This window comes from Tildeniella sp. (assembly GCF_059505325.1).
The window spans coordinates 121,254-140,451 of record NZ_JCACKI010000075.1; the positions used below are offsets into that span (position 1 = coordinate 121,254).

15 protein-coding genes are annotated in these 19,198 nt (G+C 49.5%); 4 read left to right on the forward strand and 11 right to left on the reverse strand.

The features are described from left to right. Positions 1–297 precede the first annotated feature (297 nt). The 6 genes from AC5JO6_RS27635 to AC5JO6_RS27660 all read right to left on the reverse strand — a co-directional run bounded on the left by AC5JO6_RS27635 (position 298) and on the right by AC5JO6_RS27660 (position 6,729). Positions 298–1,047: an SDR family NAD(P)-dependent oxidoreductase gene (locus AC5JO6_RS27635; protein WP_496084263.1), complete on the reverse strand. Its 750-nt coding sequence runs from the start codon at positions 1,045–1,047 to the stop codon at positions 298–300. A gap of 226 nt (positions 1,048–1,273) precedes the next feature. Next, the gene (locus tag AC5JO6_RS27640; RefSeq protein ID WP_496084264.1) at positions 1,274–1,666 is read right to left on the reverse strand and encodes a MerR family transcriptional regulator; all 393 of its coding nucleotides are present in this window, start codon (positions 1,664–1,666) and stop codon (positions 1,274–1,276) included. Positions 1,667–1,906: 240 nt separating this feature from the next. After that, positions 1,907–2,491, reverse strand: a complete 585-nt coding sequence (locus AC5JO6_RS27645) for an endonuclease dU (RefSeq protein ID WP_496084265.1) — start codon at positions 2,489–2,491, stop codon at positions 1,907–1,909. An 82-nt stretch (positions 2,492–2,573) separates the two neighbouring features. After that, positions 2,574–3,026 (reverse strand): ASCH domain-containing protein, encoded by a 453-nt coding sequence (locus tag AC5JO6_RS27650; RefSeq protein WP_496084266.1) that lies wholly within the window; start codon positions 3,024–3,026, stop codon positions 2,574–2,576. Then, positions 2,993–4,474 (reverse strand): GNAT family N-acetyltransferase, encoded by a 1,482-nt coding sequence (locus AC5JO6_RS27655; protein WP_496084267.1) that lies wholly within the window; start codon positions 4,472–4,474, stop codon positions 2,993–2,995. Before AC5JO6_RS27655 ends, AC5JO6_RS27650 begins: the two co-directional genes overlap by 34 nt. A 314-nt stretch (positions 4,475–4,788) precedes the next feature. Beyond that, a complete protein-coding gene (locus AC5JO6_RS27660) occupies positions 4,789–6,729 on the reverse strand; it encodes a CHASE2 domain-containing protein (protein ID WP_496084268.1) in 1,941 nt (646 codons plus the stop codon). A 15-nt stretch (positions 6,730–6,744) separates the two neighbouring features. Between AC5JO6_RS27660 and AC5JO6_RS27665 the strand changes: the two genes are divergently transcribed. Next, entirely contained in the window at positions 6,745–6,948 is a 204-nt protein-coding gene (locus tag AC5JO6_RS27665) for a hypothetical protein (protein ID WP_496084269.1), read from the forward strand. On the opposite strand, the gene AC5JO6_RS27670 is transcribed toward AC5JO6_RS27665, so the two are convergent. Together AC5JO6_RS27670 and AC5JO6_RS27675 are read right to left on the reverse strand one after the other, a co-directional pair. After that, positions 6,945–7,841, reverse strand: coding sequence for a FecR family protein (locus tag AC5JO6_RS27670; protein WP_496084270.1), 897 nt, complete (start codon positions 7,839–7,841; stop codon positions 6,945–6,947). The genes AC5JO6_RS27665 and AC5JO6_RS27670 overlap by 4 nt on opposite strands. Before the next feature lie 285 nt (positions 7,842–8,126). Continuing rightward, on the reverse strand, positions 8,127–9,476 hold the full coding sequence (locus AC5JO6_RS27675) for a hypothetical protein (RefSeq protein ID WP_496084271.1): 1,350 nt from the start codon (positions 9,474–9,476) through the stop codon (positions 8,127–8,129). Positions 9,477–9,968: 492 nt separating this feature from the next. On the opposite strand from AC5JO6_RS27675, the gene AC5JO6_RS27680 reads away from it, so the two are divergent. Further along, complete coding sequence (locus AC5JO6_RS27680) at positions 9,969–11,477, forward strand: FecR domain-containing protein (RefSeq protein ID WP_496084272.1); 1,509 nt, start codon at positions 9,969–9,971, stop codon at positions 11,475–11,477. A gap of 138 nt (positions 11,478–11,615) precedes the next feature. Here the strand turns inward: AC5JO6_RS27680 and AC5JO6_RS27685 are convergent, their stop codons facing one another. The 3 genes from AC5JO6_RS27685 to AC5JO6_RS27695 form a co-directional block, all read right to left on the reverse strand. Beyond that, positions 11,616–12,719, reverse strand: a complete 1,104-nt coding sequence (locus AC5JO6_RS27685; protein WP_496084273.1) for a beta-galactosidase — start codon at positions 12,717–12,719, stop codon at positions 11,616–11,618. Between the two features lie 194 nt (positions 12,720–12,913). Continuing rightward, positions 12,914–14,401 carry a glycosyltransferase family 2 protein gene (locus AC5JO6_RS27690; RefSeq protein WP_496084274.1) on the reverse strand — a complete coding sequence of 496 codons (1,488 nt, stop codon included), beginning with the start codon at positions 14,399–14,401 and terminating at the stop codon, positions 12,914–12,916. Between the two features lie 53 nt (positions 14,402–14,454). After that, complete coding sequence (locus AC5JO6_RS27695) at positions 14,455–15,882, reverse strand: acyltransferase family protein (RefSeq protein WP_496084275.1); 1,428 nt, start codon at positions 15,880–15,882, stop codon at positions 14,455–14,457. A gap of 908 nt (positions 15,883–16,790) precedes the next feature. Here AC5JO6_RS27695 and AC5JO6_RS27700 point away from each other — a divergent pair. Both AC5JO6_RS27700 and AC5JO6_RS27705 read left to right on the forward strand, forming a co-directional pair. Further along, on the forward strand, positions 16,791–18,218 hold the full coding sequence (locus tag AC5JO6_RS27700) for a tetratricopeptide repeat protein (protein ID WP_496084276.1): 1,428 nt from the start codon (positions 16,791–16,793) through the stop codon (positions 18,216–18,218). Positions 18,219–18,488: 270 nt separating this feature from the next. After that, positions 18,489–19,073 (forward strand): YdeI/OmpD-associated family protein, encoded by a 585-nt coding sequence (locus AC5JO6_RS27705; protein ID WP_496084277.1) that lies wholly within the window; start codon positions 18,489–18,491, stop codon positions 19,071–19,073. The last annotated feature ends 125 nt before the right edge of the window (positions 19,074–19,198 follow it).

A 19,198-nucleotide genomic window follows, 5' to 3' on the forward strand; every position in this document is an offset into this window, starting at 1 on the left:
AGCTTAGAACTCGAACGATGGAGCTTAGAACTCGGATGATGGAGCTTAGAACTCGGATGATGCAGTTCTGAACTCGGATGATGGAGCTTAGAACTCGAACGATGGAGCTTAGAACTCGGATGATGGAGCTTAGAACTCGAACGATGCAGTTCTGAACTCGGATGATGCAGCTTAGAACTCGGACAATGCAGCGCTGAACTCGAACGATGGAGCTTAGCTCAGCAGTAGGGTGGGCAATGCTCAGCCTACAGAATCTTGCTGTGAGGACGTTGCATGTAACGTCCTTACGAGTTTGCTTTACCGCTCTTGCTCCGTGGGGCGAATGAGAATTTCATTGACGTTCACATGAGAAGGCTGCGTCACGGCATAGACGATCGCCGCTGCAATATCCTCACTGTCCAGATTTTTGACCGACCCATAAAAACTAGCAGTCGTCTCCTTCGCTTTGGGATCGGTGACGTGCTGCGGTAATTCGGTTGCCACCAGTCCCGGCTCAATAATCGTGACGCGAATATTGTTCTGGTAGACTTCTTTGCGGAGCGCCTCAGAGAACGCGCCGACTGCCCATTTCGAGGCGTTATAGACACCACTTCCAGCATTGGCAACGCGACCCGCAACCGATGAGATGTTCACGATATGTCCCCCGCCCTGCGCCTTCATCAGCGGTAACACCTGATGTGTGGCATACATTAACCCCAGCACATTGAGGTTAATCATCCGTCGCCAGTCTTCGGTGTTGGCTCCATCAATCATGCCCAGCAGCATTACGCCTGCATTGTTGACGAGAATATCGACTCTGCCAAATTCTGCTTGAGTCTTCTGCACCATGACGCTGACCTGTGCTTCATCAGACACATCAGCAGTAATCGACAAAACCTGTCCGCCTTTCTCTGTAAGCTGTTTCGCTAATGCTGCCAGTCGATCGCTCCGACGAGCTGCGATCGCTACGGTTGCTCCCTCTGCTGCCAGCGCGATCGCCGTTGCTTCACCAATACCTGATGACGCACCTGTGACGATCGCCACTTTTCCTGCTAATTTACCCGCCATTTGCAATCTCCTGCCTGACTTCAATCGTTGCTTTCAACTTTCAATCAACGGTCGATCGTGGTTGGGTGCCTCGGCTCATATATCCCGCTCCTGGAAGACTTCTTTGGCTGCTGCACAACCATTCGGTGCCGCCAGAAAACCCGTACAGACTGACCTTGTGGAATGACTTCTTGCATGCCTCACCTCTTTTAACTTTTACGTCAACGTCATATTTGGAGCAAAAAAATTACTCGCCTTCGACGCGCTCATCGATCCATTGCTGGATGCGATCGATGTTTGCCTGGAGTTCCGATCGAAACTGGTTCAACGATTCAATTTTGTCATCCGCTTCTTGAAGATGTGCTTTGAGAATTTCGACGAGCTTCCGCTTTCCTTGCACTCCAGTCGGATCTTCAGAATAGAGCGGCAGCACAACGGCAATCTCATCCAGGCTCAAACCCAACCCTTTGTAAATGTTAATCTTTTGCAGAATGGCTAACTCTACGTCGGTGTAATACCGAAAACCAGCACCTTCCCGTTCACTGGGACCCAGCAGCCCCAAGCTTTCGTAGTAGCGCACTGTGCGAGGAGTTACACCCGCCCGTTTCGCAAATTCACCAATCCGCATTCGTTCGTTCACGCTTTACTTATAGCGTAACTTTAACGTCCACGTCAAGTTTGAATTAGCTATCAGCTTTCAGCTTTCAGCTATCAGCTTTCAGCGATCGGCTATCAATCCAGTGCTAACCGCTGACCGCTAACTGCTGACCGCTAACTGCTGACCGCTAACTGCTGACCGCTAACTGCTGACCGCTGACCGCTAACCGCTGACTGCTAACTGCTGACCGCTGACCGCTAACTGCTGACCGCTATTCCAAACCTACGCCTGATGTCCACTTTCACCCTTAACGACTGCTGATGTAATGAGATGAGCTAACCGCAGTGCTTCAGGCACGTGCCCACGATCGGTTAGTTGCTGAAGAACCTTTGCCATGATGGATGGTTCAGCCCCATAAACCTGAAAGTAAAACGGTGGATACGCATGAATACTGCCTGCGCGCTGGAGAATTTCCAAGCGGCGCTCTGGTTCGGGAAGGCGGCGAAGCGCATGTGCGATCGCGTCCAATTTCGGCAAGCGCCGCATCACAGAAACACACGGACGCTCTAGCTGTTTGGCAAGCAGTGGCAAATCGATCACATTGAACCCACCCAACGAAATGCCATCCAGCAGCACCACATGCACTTGCGGCAAAAACTTACTGCGAAGGAGCGTTTCAGTGAGCGTAGCGGTCGCATCCCATCCATCTGGCTGTACGTGCGTCCACACCATGCCTTCAAAGCGAGTGCCAGCACAAACGACTCCTGCCACCGCTACAGGTTCACTTGCCCGTCGCGTAAACGGTGCATCATCAAACCCGATCGTGCGAATCGTGCGTTTGAGCCGAAGGAGGGCTTCCAAATCCATGAGGATAGTAGGAAAAAGGTGCTATTGGAGCGTGCTATTCTCCATCTGTTGCTTGCTTGTATTCAAACACTGCCCTTACAGCTTATCGTCTCAATGTCGACTCTGTTTTTCTGTGTATCATTCCAACAATTTGTTCAAATGTTTTTCGGTTTATGTACGAGTAGCTTTGTGGTGGAGCAGACGATGAGATATAGCTGAGTGGAAGATAGTTGTCTAGCTTATAGACTTCCCCTATTTCTATAGCAATTCCATTTGAATAATTTTTATAGTATTCATAGAAACGTTCTTCCTCAATTCCCCCAATATTTCTATAAGAGCTCCATAGCTCATCCGGACTCCCAGTGTTAATATTTTTTACTTCGAAGTACCCTACAATTTTTTTGATCGGTAAAGTCGCGTAAATTACAACATGGGAAACATCTATAGAAAAGCGTATTTTACGAAATTCTACTTTCTTTTTACCATTTAAAATCAGCCTGACAAACTCAGGGTGAATTGACATTAATACTGATTCGAAAACTGAGTTTTCAACCATTGCTTTGCTTCTTCGGATAAAGTAGTAATTGATTGTGGGGCAGTCTTGAGAATCCCCTTTTGAATTAAGGTTTGAATAGAAATAGGTTGAATTAAAATATAAGATAGGCGAAACAGGATTACAAGTACTTCTTTACTACACATTTTCTCTATTTCATGGAATCTATAAACAGTTCTTTTTCCAACGGAGCGAGCAACACCTGTGGAATTTTTAGAGATAATTATATTCTCTACAACCCCATATGCTGAGATCCCGCGATTTTCACGAGAACGATAAAAGAATAATATGTCTCCAGGGCAGATGCGCCGTATGCTGGAATGGCAAAGGTAGGCTTTGCGAAGACCATTACCAAAAGGATACTGTCCAGGGATAACTTCTAGCTGTGCTTCTGCTTCTGGAAAAAGCATACGGTGATATTTGGGGACAATTGGTACCATAAACGCTTGTGCCCCATCAAATTTGACATTGTAGGGACCAAACTTAATATTAAAATCTAGAGGATTGAGAGTATTATAGTCCTCTACTGAGAACTTGAGCATCTTGCCAAGAATAAGCTCATCATCTAAATCTAGAGACGGTTTGTTCAAAGCTTGAAACCCAAAGCCCTCAAAAAGACTAATAAGCTCAGCTTGTTTTGGAAATACTGTTAAGTAGATTGATAAGTAATTGTTCTTGAAGGTGTAATCAAATACTGCTTTAAGTAGTAATTCGCCATAACGATAGCCACGACTATTCTCAGAAACTTTAAAGGTGCATATTTTAAGAGTTGGAGTAGGAAGAGCATATTCAGGAAAAGTTTCTGATTTGATAATGCATAACCCACCCAAGCCTTTGGTTGGAGAGTCAATAATCCAGGCTTTTCGGTGTTCTCTTTTACACTTTGTAAGCCACACATCAAATCCTGGATAATCTTTTCTCAATGAATCAAAAATAGGATCTTCTTGATCTAGTTCATGCACATATACGCTTTTTACTGCTGGAGGCGGAACTGGTGTTACTGGAAAAAGTGCTCTTATGATAGAGATCGCTTCTACAGGAGTACAGACCCTAGCGCTCAACTCTAATCGAGATGCTTCTTTGTGAAGACCACGATCATTAGTTACTAGATAATCAACAGCATCTGAATCGAGCGCTGCTAAGAGAATTAGATCGACTTTATCGTGTCGATTTAGGGAATGACTGCCTAAAATAGATTCAAGTCTTTTGCTTGTTTTTGGAGCATTAGGCAAAATGGGATACTTCCGGAGAAGTACTTCCCGCACTTCTCTGCGTGTCTTATTACGATCTCCACGAATTTCATTGATCGATTCGCTGTGTACATAAAATTGATGGCTTCCCTCTGCGAGTAGCCGAAGGAGTTCAGTGACAAATATAGCGCCTGACTCAAGGATTTGCTGGCTTGCAGGTTCTGCTGGAATAATGACGTTCGTGTCTAGGAGAAACTTCATTTCTTCATGCTGTCCCCATTTGATCCCAAAATAACATTGCTATTTTTGTTTCACTTAAAAAGCAGAACAGCTTATTAAAAGCTGTTGCAGTAGAGAGTGAGCTATTCTTTCTATGTCCTGCTTGAGATGTAGTAATCAAGTTCGTACCTGTGTGCTTCTATACTTTGTTAGTGAAGTTAAGACTACACGACGGCAACTTCATTGCACCAAGTTAACCTTTAACTACTCTGTGATCGCAAGACGAGGAAAGCAATGCGCTGTAACCCATTACCAATTGTTATTCCTTACTGTTCCTAACGTACACAGGTAATAGATTACGTTGATGACTCTTTGTAGCCCAAGTAGCGTCTTAACTCCTCATGCACTTGATGGTACAGGGTTGGTGATTCACCCTTCAAACCCACCAAACTGTAGAGTGGGGTGGGGCTGTCTTCGCGTCCACGCAGCAAATGTTCGCCTACAAACACGACTTCAACTTGCTCTTGCACCAGCTGATACAGCGACTCTGTAATCAAAATATCTGTCCAGAAGCTTTTAGTGAGACCTTCAACGCGACTGGCAACATTGACCGTATCACCAATCACGGTATACTCCAAGCGTCGCAGCGATCCGATATTGCCCGCAACAACTTCGCCGTAGCTAATGCCAATGCCGTGGTAAATCATGGTTTTGCCCTCTTGTTGCCATTGCGATCGCAGCGCTGCCAGCGATCGACGCATCCCCAAGGCAGCTCGAATTGCATTCATCGCATCTGTCTTTTCGCCATAGGAAACTGGGGAACCAAATTCTGCCATTACTGCATCGCCAATAAACTTATCGATCGTGCCACTGGCGGTAGCAACCGCTTCTACCATGGCATTCAGGTAAGTGTTGAGCAGCGCTACCAGTTGTTCAGGCGGCAATTTATAAGACAGTGTGGTAAAACCGCGAATATCGCAAAACAGGACGGCTGCGTTGAGTTTGCGTCCTTGCAACAACGCCTGAAACTCTTCTGGCTGGCTGAGAATTTCTTCGACGATCGGCGCGGCAACGTAGCGCTCCAACGTGCGGCGCAACCGGAGCTTTTCGATCTGGTCGCTGACAGCTCCGGTGCCCAGAAAGGAAAGACCCGTGAGGGCGATCGCCAGCATTGGTGTGGCAACGGGGAGAATAAAACCGCCAGAGACAAAGCTGACATACCCTATCAACAACCACCCGCTGGCAAAAGCAATGGAAAGGAGGAAGCGCAGCGTGGCACGTTTTGATAATTGACTGATGGCAAGCCCTAAACCCGTAATGCCCAGTAATAAGTAAACTCCTCGCCAACGCGGATCGGGAAGCACTTCAGCGATCGCACGTTGCTCTAACATCGTCGCGATCGCATTGGCATGAATTTCGACACCAGAAATCTCGCCAAAGGGAGTGGGGTGGATATCCTGTAGAAAGGCAGCGGTGGGACCAATCAGCACAATTTTGTCTTTGAAGACCTGCTGCTGCTTTAGCAACGCCCAATTTTGGGGATACAGCACATGCCAGAACGAAACCGTTGTAAACGTGTTTTGACCACCGTAGAAAAAAATGTAATCACCTTTGGGGGGTGTAAACGGCAGCTTTGAGACGTGTAGGCTCGCTTCGTCAAACGATCGCAAATCTGGCTGCGATCGGCGTAGGTCAGTATCAATCTGGTTGAAATAAACGCTGGCAAAGCGACGAAATCGCCCGTCTGCTTCAGCGAGATAGTTGATAAAGCCAATCGATTTTGGTTCAACTTGAAAGGATGGATCGGGGTAGACCAACTGATCAAGACCGCCTCCGTTGCTTTGTGAAGACGCGTGTAGCGCTGCCAAAGTGACGCGACCCGCATACCGTTTCAAGACTTGCTGGAGGCGCTGATCGTCAGCAGGGCGATCGCTGGGCAAATCCCACAGCACATCAACCGCAACCGATCTGGCTCCTGCTGACATCAGGTTATCGATCGCGTCTGCATAGGCAGTCCGCCGCCAGGGCCAGGATTGAATTGCGGCTAATGACTTCAAATCCCTGGAGTCTCGCCCTCGCGTTAACGAGTCATCATCGATCGCCAAAATCACAATCTCCTGCGGTGGCGCGACCGCACCCCGCAATCGAAAAAAGAGCGCTTGAGTTTGTAGCTCCAGCAGCCGCAATGGTTGTAGGTTGAATGCTGTCGCGATCGCGCCTGCCATCGCCCAGAAGCTAATGCATACAGGCGCGATCGCGGCAGGTTTTACACGCCATCGGCGATTACTTTTGGTCATCGGTTTGCTTCGTTAGTGTCGGGTAGAAGGCAGGAGGCAGAGGGCAGAGGGCAGAAGGCAGAGGGCAGAGGGCAGAGGGCAGTCGAACGTGGGCAAAGGGCAGAAGGCAGAGGGCAGGAGCAAAAGGCAGGAGGCAGCGGTCAGGAGCAACTCGAAATCACTCCTCACCCCCTCACTCCTTCACCCCCCACTCCTCACTTCTCACTCCTCACTTCCTAAAACGGCAACCGAATTGGAAGATTCGGAATCGGCACACTCGGAATTGGAAGACTCGGTAGCTGAACGGGGAACGGTACACCGGGAAACAACTGCTGGAAGCTTGCCTGAAGCTTTGCCGTACCAGGCAACGGAATCGTAAAACCATTGAAGAGGTTGCCCCTCAGAAGAGTAGTGAAATCACCTTGGGTTAGCTTTTCGACCAGTCCTAAGGTTCCTGTAGGGCTAACGTTAACTTTCTCCCCCGCTTTGAGCACGATTTCGTTGGCATTAGCGGGGGTCGTATCAGTCGCAGCAGGTGGCTCAGGCACGGGACTAGGCGACGCTTCTGGCTCTGGTATCGGCAGGCTTGGCATAATCGAGGGCAGAGAGAATTGCTTGCTGCCAGAGGCTGGTTCAGTGTCGCTTTCCTGATCTTGCCGACGTGCGATCGTTACCTCGCCTTCCAGCACTTTGATGCCTGTTTCACCCGTTTCGGTTGCCTCCAGGACATAGGTTGTCCCGCGTACACCCGCTACAACAGAAGAGGTGCAACCATTGATGGCACCATTGACCAGTAGTGTTCCCTTTTGCAGGCGGGCACATTGACCCACTGTTAACACTGAGTTGTGGGCTAAGCGCCCGATCGCGCCTGTGTTAAACGTCAACTGTGCCCTTGTTTCTCCGGTACGCACGCGTTGACCTTTGTTGGCAGAGTCATTTAGCTTTGCTTGCTTGTTTTGAATAAAAATTTGAGCACCGTCGAGTACCTGAGTAATTTTGGCTTGATTAATCGTTGGTGCTTGGGCAGCGATCGGCGATCGTGCCACCAGCACAAGACACAAAGTGCAGACAAAGATCAGCACCATCCGACTCAACGTGCTGTTGAGAAATAGCAATTTAAATCTGGTTAACATAGAAGCGACTCCAGAACACTACCTGTAATGAATTGAATCGATGAAGGTAGATGCCCCTGAAGATTGAACCTGCAACAGACCCAACGATGCTGCCTAAAGCTGACTATGTGCATAGAAAACCGACGTTTATAGCTGCACGTTTAGATGTTTCAACAAATCCTGCTGCTGCCTCTCTCTACTCAGTGATGTAGGGCAATTCCAGAGAGTTTTAAGAGATTTTACAGTGACTTCAACTGGCGTTTTACAGTTATAGCCACGTAACAGGCATTACGTCATCGCTCATGTTCAAAAAAGACCTAAACTGACCGTCAGGCTGACTCCTAAAATGAGACCATTAAATGCGATCGTGGGATCAGAGGAGCGACCAAAGCTATAACCGACGAACACATTCATCTGGGTGTTGCGGAATGCTGTATAAGTCAATCGAGCTGCCACTTGATGGTATTGGTCATCGCGCTTGACAACCGTAAAGTTTGCCAGCGCGAACTGATAGTCAAGCCCAATCTGAAGATTTGGCTGATAGTCGTAACTGAACGAAGCGATAAAGGAATTGAGCAACCGCGATCGGCTGTCAGGATCAGCAAAACTGAGCCTTAACTGATAGAACGTATTCAAAGACAGGCGCTTGCTCAACTGATCGCGTCGGCTCAACTCAAAGCGAATCCCATGATCATTTAAAAACCGGGTTCCCGCTGGCAACCCTGGCAGCTTGCTTCCGGCAATAAAAAGTTGCTGGTTGCTCCAGCCAATCTCACCAAACATAGTTGGCGAAAGCCGTTGAAAGATTCCGGCTCTAAACCTCAGCTCGTTGTAATCAATCTGAGACTGTGTGTTGTACCGAACCAAATTGCCATCAACAGAGGCGACGAAGTAGGTGTTTTGTCCGATCGCTGGTGCTGTAAATAGCGTTAGCCCCGGTCTGACAAGCCCATCATCCACGGGATCGATCGCCGAGAACACATTGCTACTGCGGAAATAATCCACATGAGCGAGAAGGTAAACGGCTGGTTGGCGGGGTGGTGGTGGTGGCTGTAACGGTTGCAATGGGAGGCAACCAAGCTCTGGGTCGGGCTGTGCACCAGACGCACACTGCTTTAGACCAGATTGGCGTTGTCCACCTAGATCACCTGTTGGTATGGCGGAGGGCAAGCGTCTGGGCGCTTGTAGCCGTAGAACGCCCAGCTCCGGATCACCATTAGCAGGCGGCGTACTACCGTCTTCTTGCGTCACCGAGGGAGCACTCTGCTGTGCAATGGTTTGGGTGCTTACTGGGTCAATAAAAGAGGCTGAGGTCGTTTCACTGTCGGCGGCAGTGTCGGCAGCAGTGTCGGCGGTGGTAGTAGTAGCCTGCGACGGTTGGAGTGGCAGAAGAGCTGCCGCACGGTAACGTCGCGCTCGCAATGTAGCCAACGCCGAGTTTTGCGGACGGTACGATGGAGATGAAGTGCCCGCGATCGCGGTTTGAGCAGCGATTGGACGAGGCTGAACAGCACCACTGATGGATGCGGTAGGCTTGGGCGCAGACCAAGCGGGACTGCTAAGCAGTAAACTGCTCCAAACAATAATCTGCTGCCAGATTGCTAATCGGCTCAGTAGAGAGAGCCGACGACGGGTAGACGAGTGACGTATCTGCAAATCAGGAACCGTGGAACTACTGAATCATTCGATACTGCTAACAACAGGGATTTCTTGCGGTTAGACCAGGCTAGGGTGAAGCTAAGGGTATTGCTTACTAGCCTATGCCATTAGGCGAATGAAACAAACTACTTGCCATCGCCCGAAGTAGGGATTGTTAAGGTTTTAAAGTGACATTTAGAGGTGATGAACGTAAGCTTGTAACTAGAAAGCTTTATATCTGCTTTAATTAGGATTGCGTTTATATACTGAAGAGGAAACACATAGCTCTTTAAAATTTTCCAAAACGGCTGCTTTGAGCCTGCTCTTAAAGGCTGTCATGTTTGACGCAAGCGACGAAGCTTATCCCGACACTTAGCACCCGTCGAGAGAGCGCTTCATTGTATTTGCTACAGACCGCAGCTTGAGAAGATGGCAACATCGGTGCTTGAAGCAACGTAGCAGCGTAGCAAGGGTGCGATCGCTGGGTGATTCTGAACGCTTGGAGCCATTATGTCTCGCAACTTACTCCTGATCGTCACGTTGATTCTGTCTAGTATTGGAACGCTGAGCTTGCCGCAAGCTGCCAACGCGGAAACGCCTCTCACCAGAGCGACTGTGCAGGCACTCCGCAATCAAGTGCAGCTCATCTTGAAAAATCGAGTCACCCGTGCTGCCCGTAACTCAGACACTATGACCCCTGGGGACTCTCTAGCAACGGCTCGTCAGTCTTTTGCAGAGCTTCGCTTCAACGACAGTTCGCTTGCCCGGATTGGTGAACGGACGTTGTTTCAGTTTGTGCCAAATACCCGTAACTTCTATCTCGGCAACGGCACAGCTTTGCTATTGATTCCACCGGGTCAGGGACGAACCAACGTGCGTACACCCAACGCAGCGGCTGGCATCCGGGGGTCTGCTCTCTTTGTTCGCTACAACGAAGACACTAACACCACGATCGTGGGAGCACTAACAAACAGCCGTATTGAAGTGTCGAACGGAGAAACCTCGCAGGCTCAAACCCTGCAAGCGGGTCAGATGGCAGTGATTGTGCAGAATCAAGTTGTTCAGGTTTACAACTTCGATCTGAACACGTTTTACCAGACCAGCGAACTGGTCAAAGACTTAGACTTGCCTCTCAGTAATGCGACACCAAGCGCTGATCCAGGCATTGCCGCAGTACAGGCAGAGACCGCTCAGGCAGCCAGCGAACAAACGCCGCTAACGGGTCGAGTGTCTGAAAATCCTGCTTTCGTTAGTCTCACGCCACCACCCGGTGTACAAGCAACCCTAACGCCGAATCTCTTAGTCCCAACGCCAGTTCCATCCGGCTCGGATCTAAGTACGGCTCCACTGACCATTCTGCCTACCACTTCACAGCCATCATTGCCTGATCCGGGTTCAGTTGTCCCAGTTCGTCCAACGCTGTCTAACCCAGACCCTGCTCCTTCCAGGACTCCAACGTTGACGAATCCTGGTACGCCAACTTCACCTCCCAGTCTGCCCGTTCAACCTTCCACTCCGACGACACCAGCCCCGGTGGTAACGACACCCGTTCAACCAGCGATTCCAGTCACACCCGCGCCCGCGCCGATCGTGACTACGCCTGTTCAACCATCGGTTCCAGTCACACCCGCGCCTGCGCCGATCGTGACTACGCCTGTTCAACCATCGGTTCCAGTTACGCCAGCACCCGCACCTGCGCCGATCGTCACGACACCTGTTCAACCATCGGTTCCAGTCACACCCGCGCCTGCACCGATCGTTACCCCACCAGTTCAGCCAGTGGTTCCAGTCACGCCTACGCCCGCACCGATCGTGACGACACCTGTTCAACCATCGGTTCCAGTGACACCCGCACCTGCACCCCGACCAGCTCCAGCTCTTCTCACGCCCACACCTGCAACATCAGTAGTGCAGCCAACATCGGTCAACGCGACTGTTAGCACTCCCGTCCTTCAGGTTCAGCCCGTAATAACGCCAGCGGTGACTACGACACCAGCATCGATCGTACCAGGGCAGTAACGGTTAGCAGTGTGGCACAACGCTTACGTTACAAAGCGGACAAGCGCAATGAAGCAAGCGCCAGCGCAATTAAAACACTCGCTTATGCGCTCAATCGAGCAGTTAAGCTTGCGCTGAAGGCGAGTATCACTCCTGCCTTTAGGCTTTGAGCGTTGAAGCTTGAACAATCTGCTGCATTGTCCACCACCAAAGGTTGCGATCGTTTTTCTTTTGCCAATACCAATATTCGCAGCCCCACAGCATGACTGTGCTGTAGCCCAAATCGGTGAGTGAGTTGACTAGATTGCTGGTACGCTTGGGGGTGCAGCTTGGGTATTCTGCCTTCGCCATCGCTACTAGCTGGTTGGGTTCCCACGGTTCTGCTTGCGCTTCGGCGATCCAGTCTTCTTTGTCGCTGGTTGCAAGGCTAGTCTGCCATTCTTTTAGCTTTTCCCAATAAGGCGGCAGTGGCTGTAAATAGAAGAGTGAGTTTCCAGCAGGGACTTTGGTGTAGACATTGATGCCTACCGCGTCTGCCATATTGACGCTTTCCTGAAAGGCACGATCGTCCTCTGCCAAATCGGCAGCAGGCAGACTAATAGCGGCTGTCATTAGGAGTTTCTGGTTAGGTGCTGCTAGCGAGCGGACTAATGCTGCTTCCCGACGCACAAAGTCATAGCTGAGATAGCGCCCAGCCGTAATATCCAGGCGAGTAAACGGCTCGTTTTCGATTTGCCAATACTTGAGAGCCGGAGCCTCCCGCACATGATTCACAACTGCCTGAGTAAAGTTCAAAGCGCGATCGGCAATCTCAGGATTGAGATCCACTGCTGCCCGGTTTGTGGCGGTGTCTTGACGAGCATGTAACCAATCGGGAAAGTGAAATTCGGGCCAGCGTGGTGCTTTCATTCCCACGGTCAGCACGACATCAATGCCGTGCCGATGGCTTTCCTCTAGCAACCAGTCCAGCGCTGTGAAATCGAACTGGTTCTCGGCTGGCTCAATCTCATGCCAGTAGCTGCACAGACGGATGCGGTTAAAACCTAGTGAACAGATCTGACGGAATGTCTCCTGGTAGTCCAAGCCCATGTAATGACATTGAAGCTGGCTGAAGGTCGTGCCTAAGTTGGATGGTCGCCGTAGACCGATCGGCTGAATTGCTTTCTCAGAGCGCGACATGGTTGCCTGTACTCGATCGGCGCTCAAAGACATCAAGAAAGCAACGCCTGACATCGTAAGGTGGGTAAAGCGTCTGCGTGTCAACGGAATAATCCTTTGTGATTGCTTCATTTCGGCTGTATGACTCTGCGTTCCAGCCTAGAATGCCCGACTTAGCTGAACGCACGACAGTATTGCTGGTTAACCACCATTAAATTAGGCACCTGAAACGCTGAGAAATGGGTCGTTAGCGTGACCAAAGTCTGACGTTTAATGATGCGTGAGTGTAGATGCCAGCCCTATTTTGCCGACCCAAGCCCTGCTGCTGTAGGCGCTAAAACCGGAAGCTTGCGGGTTGAGAGCAGACGCTTTTTCTTGCTTCCACGCGGCGTAACCACCCATTTATTGTGACCACTCAGGTGGTCGTATAGCCCTACAACTGCAATCATGTTTTTCAAGATGGTGTATAGGAAAATGATGACAGCATGCTGTAGAAAGTACATCACTGGATAGCGCACCGCTGCTACTTTCATCGTGACCAGCGTCTGATAAACACCGCTGGAAAAGGTGACTACAGTGCTGAACCAAAGGAAAGGATTATCCGATGGTGGTAAATCGCCCTGATAAAGCAACAGGCTCAAAATAAGCGGCAAGATTTGGAGTGCAATCAGCGAATAGAGCACACAAAAATAGAGCAGATACGTCCAGTAAACTTTTTGCCATAGGGTAAAGTTGTGGGATTTCCAAACTCGACGCTGGTATTTAAAGCTGACCTCCAGCCAACCCTGCGCCCAACGCTTGCGCTGAAACCAAAAGGAATTGAAGTCAGCAGGAGCAAGCTCGGTTGTAATAATACTGCGATCGTGCAGGATACGGTAGCCGCTTAACAGAGTCCTCATAGAAGCATCAATATCTTCTGTCAGCATGGCTGGGTTAAAGCGAATCTGCTGTAGAACCGTTGTGCGCCAGTAGCCGTTGGAACCACCGAAGATGCTGGAGTCGGTTAAAAAAGACTTGGCTGCATGACTAACCCCGTAAAGCGTTTCAAACTCGATCGCGATGTTGAGCGTCAGCAAACTATGGCGATGGTTGCGGATAATGTTGCGCCCCTGCACCACATCATAGTCATGCTCCAACCAGCGCCACGCCCGGATGAAACAGTCTGCTGCTGGGAGGTGGTCAGCGTCTAAAATACAGGTGATTTCACCAGTCACAATGTGTAGAGCGGCGTTCAGGTTTTCAGCTTTAGAGTGGCTGCCGTCCACTCGCAGCAAGCGTAACTCCGGATGGATGTGTGCCAGCCGTCGCAGATCGTCTTCAACGGGCAAATCGACGGGCGTGTTGTAGGCAAGAATCACCTCCAGCCCTGCTGACGATCGCTGCACTTTGTTGAGAATGTGCTTCAGCGTGTCGAGAATAATATCCTGCTCGTTCGGCAGGTAGGCAGCGACCAAAAAAGAGCAGCGTGGTAGAGGATCCGTTACGGGGAGGCTGTTACTGCCGCCAACGCCCAGCACTGACTTAGCGGAATGTTTAAACTGAGCCATCCGGCTGTTACCAGCACGCTTGTTTTTAACCGCAAAACGCCGAAACAACGCGTTGGTGGCTTCCAAAAAAATAACCAGGGAGCTGAGGAGAAAAAACGTGGCGATCGCCATGTGAATTCTAATCAACGGCATTCCGCCTACTCGCAAGCAATAGTAGAAAATGGTTGGAACACCAATTAGCAAAACATGGGTGTAAACCACTTTAGAGATATCGCCCGTCCAGTTCCTCACTTTAGCCATCCTCCAATTATTAAGGTCTGTTGTGTCAAACGTTGCAGCAGCGTCAGCCGTCCTTAGAAAAAGGCAGAGTTTTTACTGACTTCCCCTGGAGGAGACCGCTTTACGGCAGGCTCCAAATCATCTTCATTCACCCATAGCGATCGCTGTCCATCGCTGATTTGACACAAAAAGAACTCTCGCTCATCCAGTAGTTTTTCGACTTTTAGCACTGTCCAGCCCACTGTACCTTTATAAAGTACTGTATCGCCCACCAGTGGATTCCAAATCCGACGCTGACGCACGGCTGTCGGTGTTAAAACATAGTCCAGATCGCTGAGTAGCGCAGCAGTTAGGCGCTGTAACAGGGGACTCGCATAATCTGCCAAAACCGCCAAGATCAGCGTTCCCAGTACCATCACAGGGAGCAGCCAATAGTAAAGAGACAGATCATCCTGCACAACCAATCTGATCGTGCGATCGACCACAAAGTTATGAATCAAAAAGTAGCTGTAGCTATGAGCACCCAGCCAGACAAGGACAGTGGCGATCGGTTGGGGTTGGGCAATGATGCGAAAAAGCACCATACAGCAAAGCGTCAGACCGATGGGTAAGAGCAAGTCCACAAACACCCAACCTGCCCGGTAGAACTGACAAACAAAGCCGAGTGCATAAATAGGCACACCCAAGAGCAACGCTCGCTGAGGCTTCCAGAAAAGCGGTCCTCTACCCTGAATGTAAAGCTGTGCGACTACCATTCCCAGTACAAAAGTACTGAGTTTGGCAAGGAAAATTAGGAATGGATGCCAGTCGGTCGGCGTATCTAAAATGACGTAAGTGGGGTGACCGTCAAACTTATACACCGCTAATGCTCGATATGCTACCGTTAGCAGCGTACTTATCAGCATCAAATTAACCGCTCCCCACCGTTGCAGCAGATGCCACAGGAACGGAAAAATGAGTGCAAAGCTAAGAATGAGGGGCACAAACCACCACGGACCACTCGTGGCTAGCAGGAGTTCGCCACTGTAATCAAACAGCAATGGGAACGTTGCCCCAGCAAAGGTATGCCACACGCTTGGTATATAGCTGTGTGTAGCAACTCCGATCGCCCACAGTGCTGGATAAGACAGCCAAGCTACCGTCCAGAAGGGCCATAGAATGCGTAGAATACGGCGCTTAAGAAAGCTGCCAACGGCTAGCGGCTGCCCCTTCAATGACAGCACTAAGCTGAAACCGCTGATGAGCACAAACACATCCACAAACTGAAACCCGAACCAGCCTGGAATGCCCAAAAGGCGCAGTAGCAAGCCTGGATCAGCACCCCCTTCGACAGGGGTCACCAACTGACGCAGGTTGTCAGCCAATCCCGTTGGTTGCGGTGTATATGCATAGCCAGTGAAGAGCAACTGAGCATGGTAGAGCAATAGCAAAACTGCCGCTGCCATGCGGACTCCCTCTAACCAGGCTAAGCGTGGCGATCGAAGCATTTTTGAGTTACCCATACACGTTGAAGATCTCTTCTATCAATAAAAATAAAAACAGGACCAAGTACAGCGTCCTTACCGGATATTTAACAGGCTACTCTCCCTTTGACCAACCCTAAACTTTAACAGCGCTAGTCTAAGAAGATGACAGTGAGGGAGTTTAAGTTAGCAATCAGAACCTTTCTCAAGCCGATCCCTCACGTCTAGAATGCACCGAATTCGGTAACAGAATGGCTCTCAAACATACGACTCGGTGCTCCACTGTGTAAATTTTTCTACTGCATGCTGACCAATCGAAAGATTTACCTTGTTCATACGGGAATATCAGTTTCAATCACATCCTCCTGTGGAGATACATACTTCTTCATAGTTTGCTTGAAGTGCGACAACTGCTGCTGCGTTCAGTTTTCCACCTCGCGTAATTGGTTTTTAACTGCATTCTTGGGGCTTTTGCTCAAACTGTTCTGGAGCAGTGAGAGTGCTGTTGTTTTGGCGCTCCTGTCTCATCAGCAAAAACTTTTACAGGTAAAACCTTGACATAGACCAAAGGTATTTGTCGATCATCTTGAGGCTCATTTTGGTTACTTATTTCTGACACCACTAAGCTACCGATAGCAGATGGCGACCACCCCAGCCTTACCTCAAACTCACGTTACAATAAAGCATGAAGGCTCAGCCCAGCAAATGGTTTTATTCCTTAAGGGCTATTCAGTCTTGCTACCAACAGCGACTGACTGATTGGGTACCCAGCTCAATCTTCTAGCCCAATTCTTCTAACCCCATGTCGATCGCGGTACTGCGAGTCAACCGTTAGCAGCCACCTTTGCCAGTTAATGCCCCGCTTTTTCTGTTGTTTGTTGCTCAGGTCGCCGTGATGCCCTCATCGCCTCTCATCGTCAATGATCATCTCTTGTCAAGCAATTGATATGTATCAGCGTCTGGACTCAGAAGCAGAGTTTTTATTAAAGCAAGGGCTACAGCTCAGCCAAGCTGGGGCTTTTGACGATGCTGTACTCAGCTTTGATCGCATCTTGCAGCTTCACCCTGATTGGCACCACGTTTGGCACATTCGTGGCGTAGCGCTGTCTGAATTAGGGCATTACGAAGAAGCCGTTGCTAGTTTTAATCAGGCGATCGATCTAGAACCCGCCTATCCAGAAGCCCTCAATAGTCGCGGTATGGCGCTCTACAATTTGCACAGCTATGAGGAAGCGATCGCCAGTTACGACAAGGCGATCAAGCTTAGACCAGACTTCCATCAGGCTTGGCACAATCGAGGTAATGCGCTCGATAAATCGGGTTGCTATGAAGAAGCGCTGAAGAGCTACGACAAGACATTAGAGTTTGAGCCAGACTACTCTAAATCCTGGTATAACCGGGGCATTATTTTATACAAACTAGGGCACTATGATGCTGCTATAGACAGCTACGACCAGGCGATTAACTACAGACCACACTATTCTCATGCCTGGTATAACCGTGCAAACACACTCAATCAAATGGGTCGTTACCGGGAAGCGCTTGGTAGCTACGATCGCGTCTTAACCATCAAACCTGAATGGTATGGAGCCTGGTACAACCGGGGCAACGTGCTGCATAAGCTAGGACGGCATGAAGAAGCCATTTATAGCTACAACAAAGCTTTAGCCGTTAACGCGACCCTTTATGAAGCGTGGTACAACCGGGGCAATGCCTTTGATGCCCTTGGACAGTACGAGGACGCGATCGAGAGCTATCGTCAAGCGTTAGAGCTGAAGCCAAACCTGCGCGAAGCCTGGTATAACTGGGGTAGCGCCCTCTACAAGTCTGGTTGCTATCGTGAGGCAATTGCCAGTTACGATCGCGCCCTTCAGCTAAACTCTGGTTTTGCCAAAGCCTGGTTTAGTCGAGGCTCTGCCTTTCGCAAGTTAGGGCTATATACGGAAGCGATCGCTAGTTATGATAAAGCGGTGCAGTTTCAGCCAGAGATGCCCGAAGCCTGGTACTGTCGCGGCATTGCACTGGGGCATCTAGGGCAAAACGAGGACGCAATTGCCAGCTACGATCGCGCGATTACCCTCAACCCTGACTTTCACATTGCCTGGTACAGTCGTGGCTCAGCGTTAGGGCACCTGGGCGATTATGAATCCGCTGTTGCCAGCTACGACAAAGCGTTGGAAATTAAACCCAACTTTCCCGATGCTCAGAGCCGCCGTGCGTTAGCGATCGACCATAACCAGTCGTTACACTCATTTCCACGTGCCGATGCCAATGAAGGCAGAATTGCCGAAGCGCGAACCGAGGAAGCATCATCTTTTGCTGATCGTGCTCAGGCAGCGGAAGAATCCTTTCAATCATTTCCATACATTCTCTAGCCAGACAACAGATCGTTGACAGGAGCGGTGTCGAACTGTTTGAGCGACTAAGAGCTTGCTAAACAATAACGGCACACGTTTGGATCAGCGATCGGCTTTTCACTGACGGCTGACAGCTACAGTACCATACTGTTATTTCTGTACAACTCCTAAAGTACAATCGTCTTTGCACAAGGGCTGAAGCCCCTTACCCATATCTCACCAGCGCAAAAAACGCTCTAGGTTGAAGGTGCATCAGCGTTTAGCGTGAGTATTATTTGTCATCGTGTAATGTCAAAATTCGACGACCAACTAGAGACTATTTATGCCAGCGATCGCAACACATGGCGCACATGGTTAGAAAAAAACCATCGCACCTCAATTGGCATCTGGTTGATTTACTACAAGGTCAAAAGCGGGAAGCCAAGCGTGCAATACAGCGAGGCTGTCAAGGAAGCTCTCTGCTTTGGTTGGATAGATAGTAAAGTCAAATCGTTAGATGAAGACCGCTATAAGCAGATCTTCACGCCTCGGAAGCAGAAGAGTGTGTGGTCAAAATTAAATAAGCAATATATTGAAGAGTTGGTTGAACAGGGACTAATGACTGAGGCAGGGCTGAAAAAAATTGCAGCGGCAAAGCAAGATGGCTCATGGATTACATTAGATGCGATCGAAGCATTGACCATTCCGATAGATTTACAGCAAGCCTTGCAAGCAAACGAAAGAGCCAGCAGTAATTTTGAAGCGTTTAGTCATTCATTGAAAAAGAACATCTTAGTTTGGATTGACAGTGCGAAACGTCCAGAAACAAGATGTGCAAGAATTGCGCAAACCATAAGCTCAGCAGCACAAAATCAAAATCCATTAGCACGATGATGCGATCGGGCTTTGCATAGCCGCAGCCCAATCATTTTGCCTAAATGTTCCTGATGGTACTGCAAAAGTGACTGGCAGTACCATCAGGAACTCTCAACAAACCGCTTCAGCCGAGTTGTTACGCA

What these genes read in the sequence shown, in the direction of transcription:
- AC5JO6_RS27645 (WP_496084265.1), bottom strand. Translation starts at nt 2,491, where the DNA reads ATGGATTTGGAAGCCCTCCTTCGGCTCAAACGCACGATTCGCACGATC.
- AC5JO6_RS27670 (WP_496084270.1), bottom strand. Translation starts at nt 7,841, where the DNA reads ATGTTAACCAGATTTAAATTGCTATTTCTCAACAGCACGTTGAGTCGG.
- AC5JO6_RS27690 (WP_496084274.1), bottom strand. Translation starts at nt 14,401, where the DNA reads ATGGCTAAAGTGAGGAACTGGACGGGCGATATCTCTAAAGTGGTTTAC.
- AC5JO6_RS27655 (WP_496084267.1), bottom strand. Translation starts at nt 4,474, where the DNA reads ATGAAGTTTCTCCTAGACACGAACGTCATTATTCCAGCAGAACCTGCA.
- AC5JO6_RS27635 (WP_496084263.1), bottom strand. Translation starts at nt 1,047, where the DNA reads ATGGCGGGTAAATTAGCAGGAAAAGTGGCGATCGTCACAGGTGCGTCA.
- AC5JO6_RS27680 (WP_496084272.1), top strand. Translation starts at nt 9,969, where the DNA reads ATGTCTCGCAACTTACTCCTGATCGTCACGTTGATTCTGTCTAGTATT.
- AC5JO6_RS27695 (WP_496084275.1), bottom strand. Translation starts at nt 15,882, where the DNA reads ATGGGTAACTCAAAAATGCTTCGATCGCCACGCTTAGCCTGGTTAGAG.
- AC5JO6_RS27660 (WP_496084268.1), bottom strand. Translation starts at nt 6,729, where the DNA reads ATGACCAAAAGTAATCGCCGATGGCGTGTAAAACCTGCCGCGATCGCG.
- AC5JO6_RS27705 (WP_496084277.1), top strand. Translation starts at nt 18,489, where the DNA reads ATGTCAAAATTCGACGACCAACTAGAGACTATTTATGCCAGCGATCGC.
- AC5JO6_RS27700 (WP_496084276.1), top strand. Translation starts at nt 16,791, where the DNA reads ATGTATCAGCGTCTGGACTCAGAAGCAGAGTTTTTATTAAAGCAAGGG.
- AC5JO6_RS27650 (WP_496084266.1), bottom strand. Translation starts at nt 3,026, where the DNA reads ATGGTTGAAAACTCAGTTTTCGAATCAGTATTAATGTCAATTCACCCT.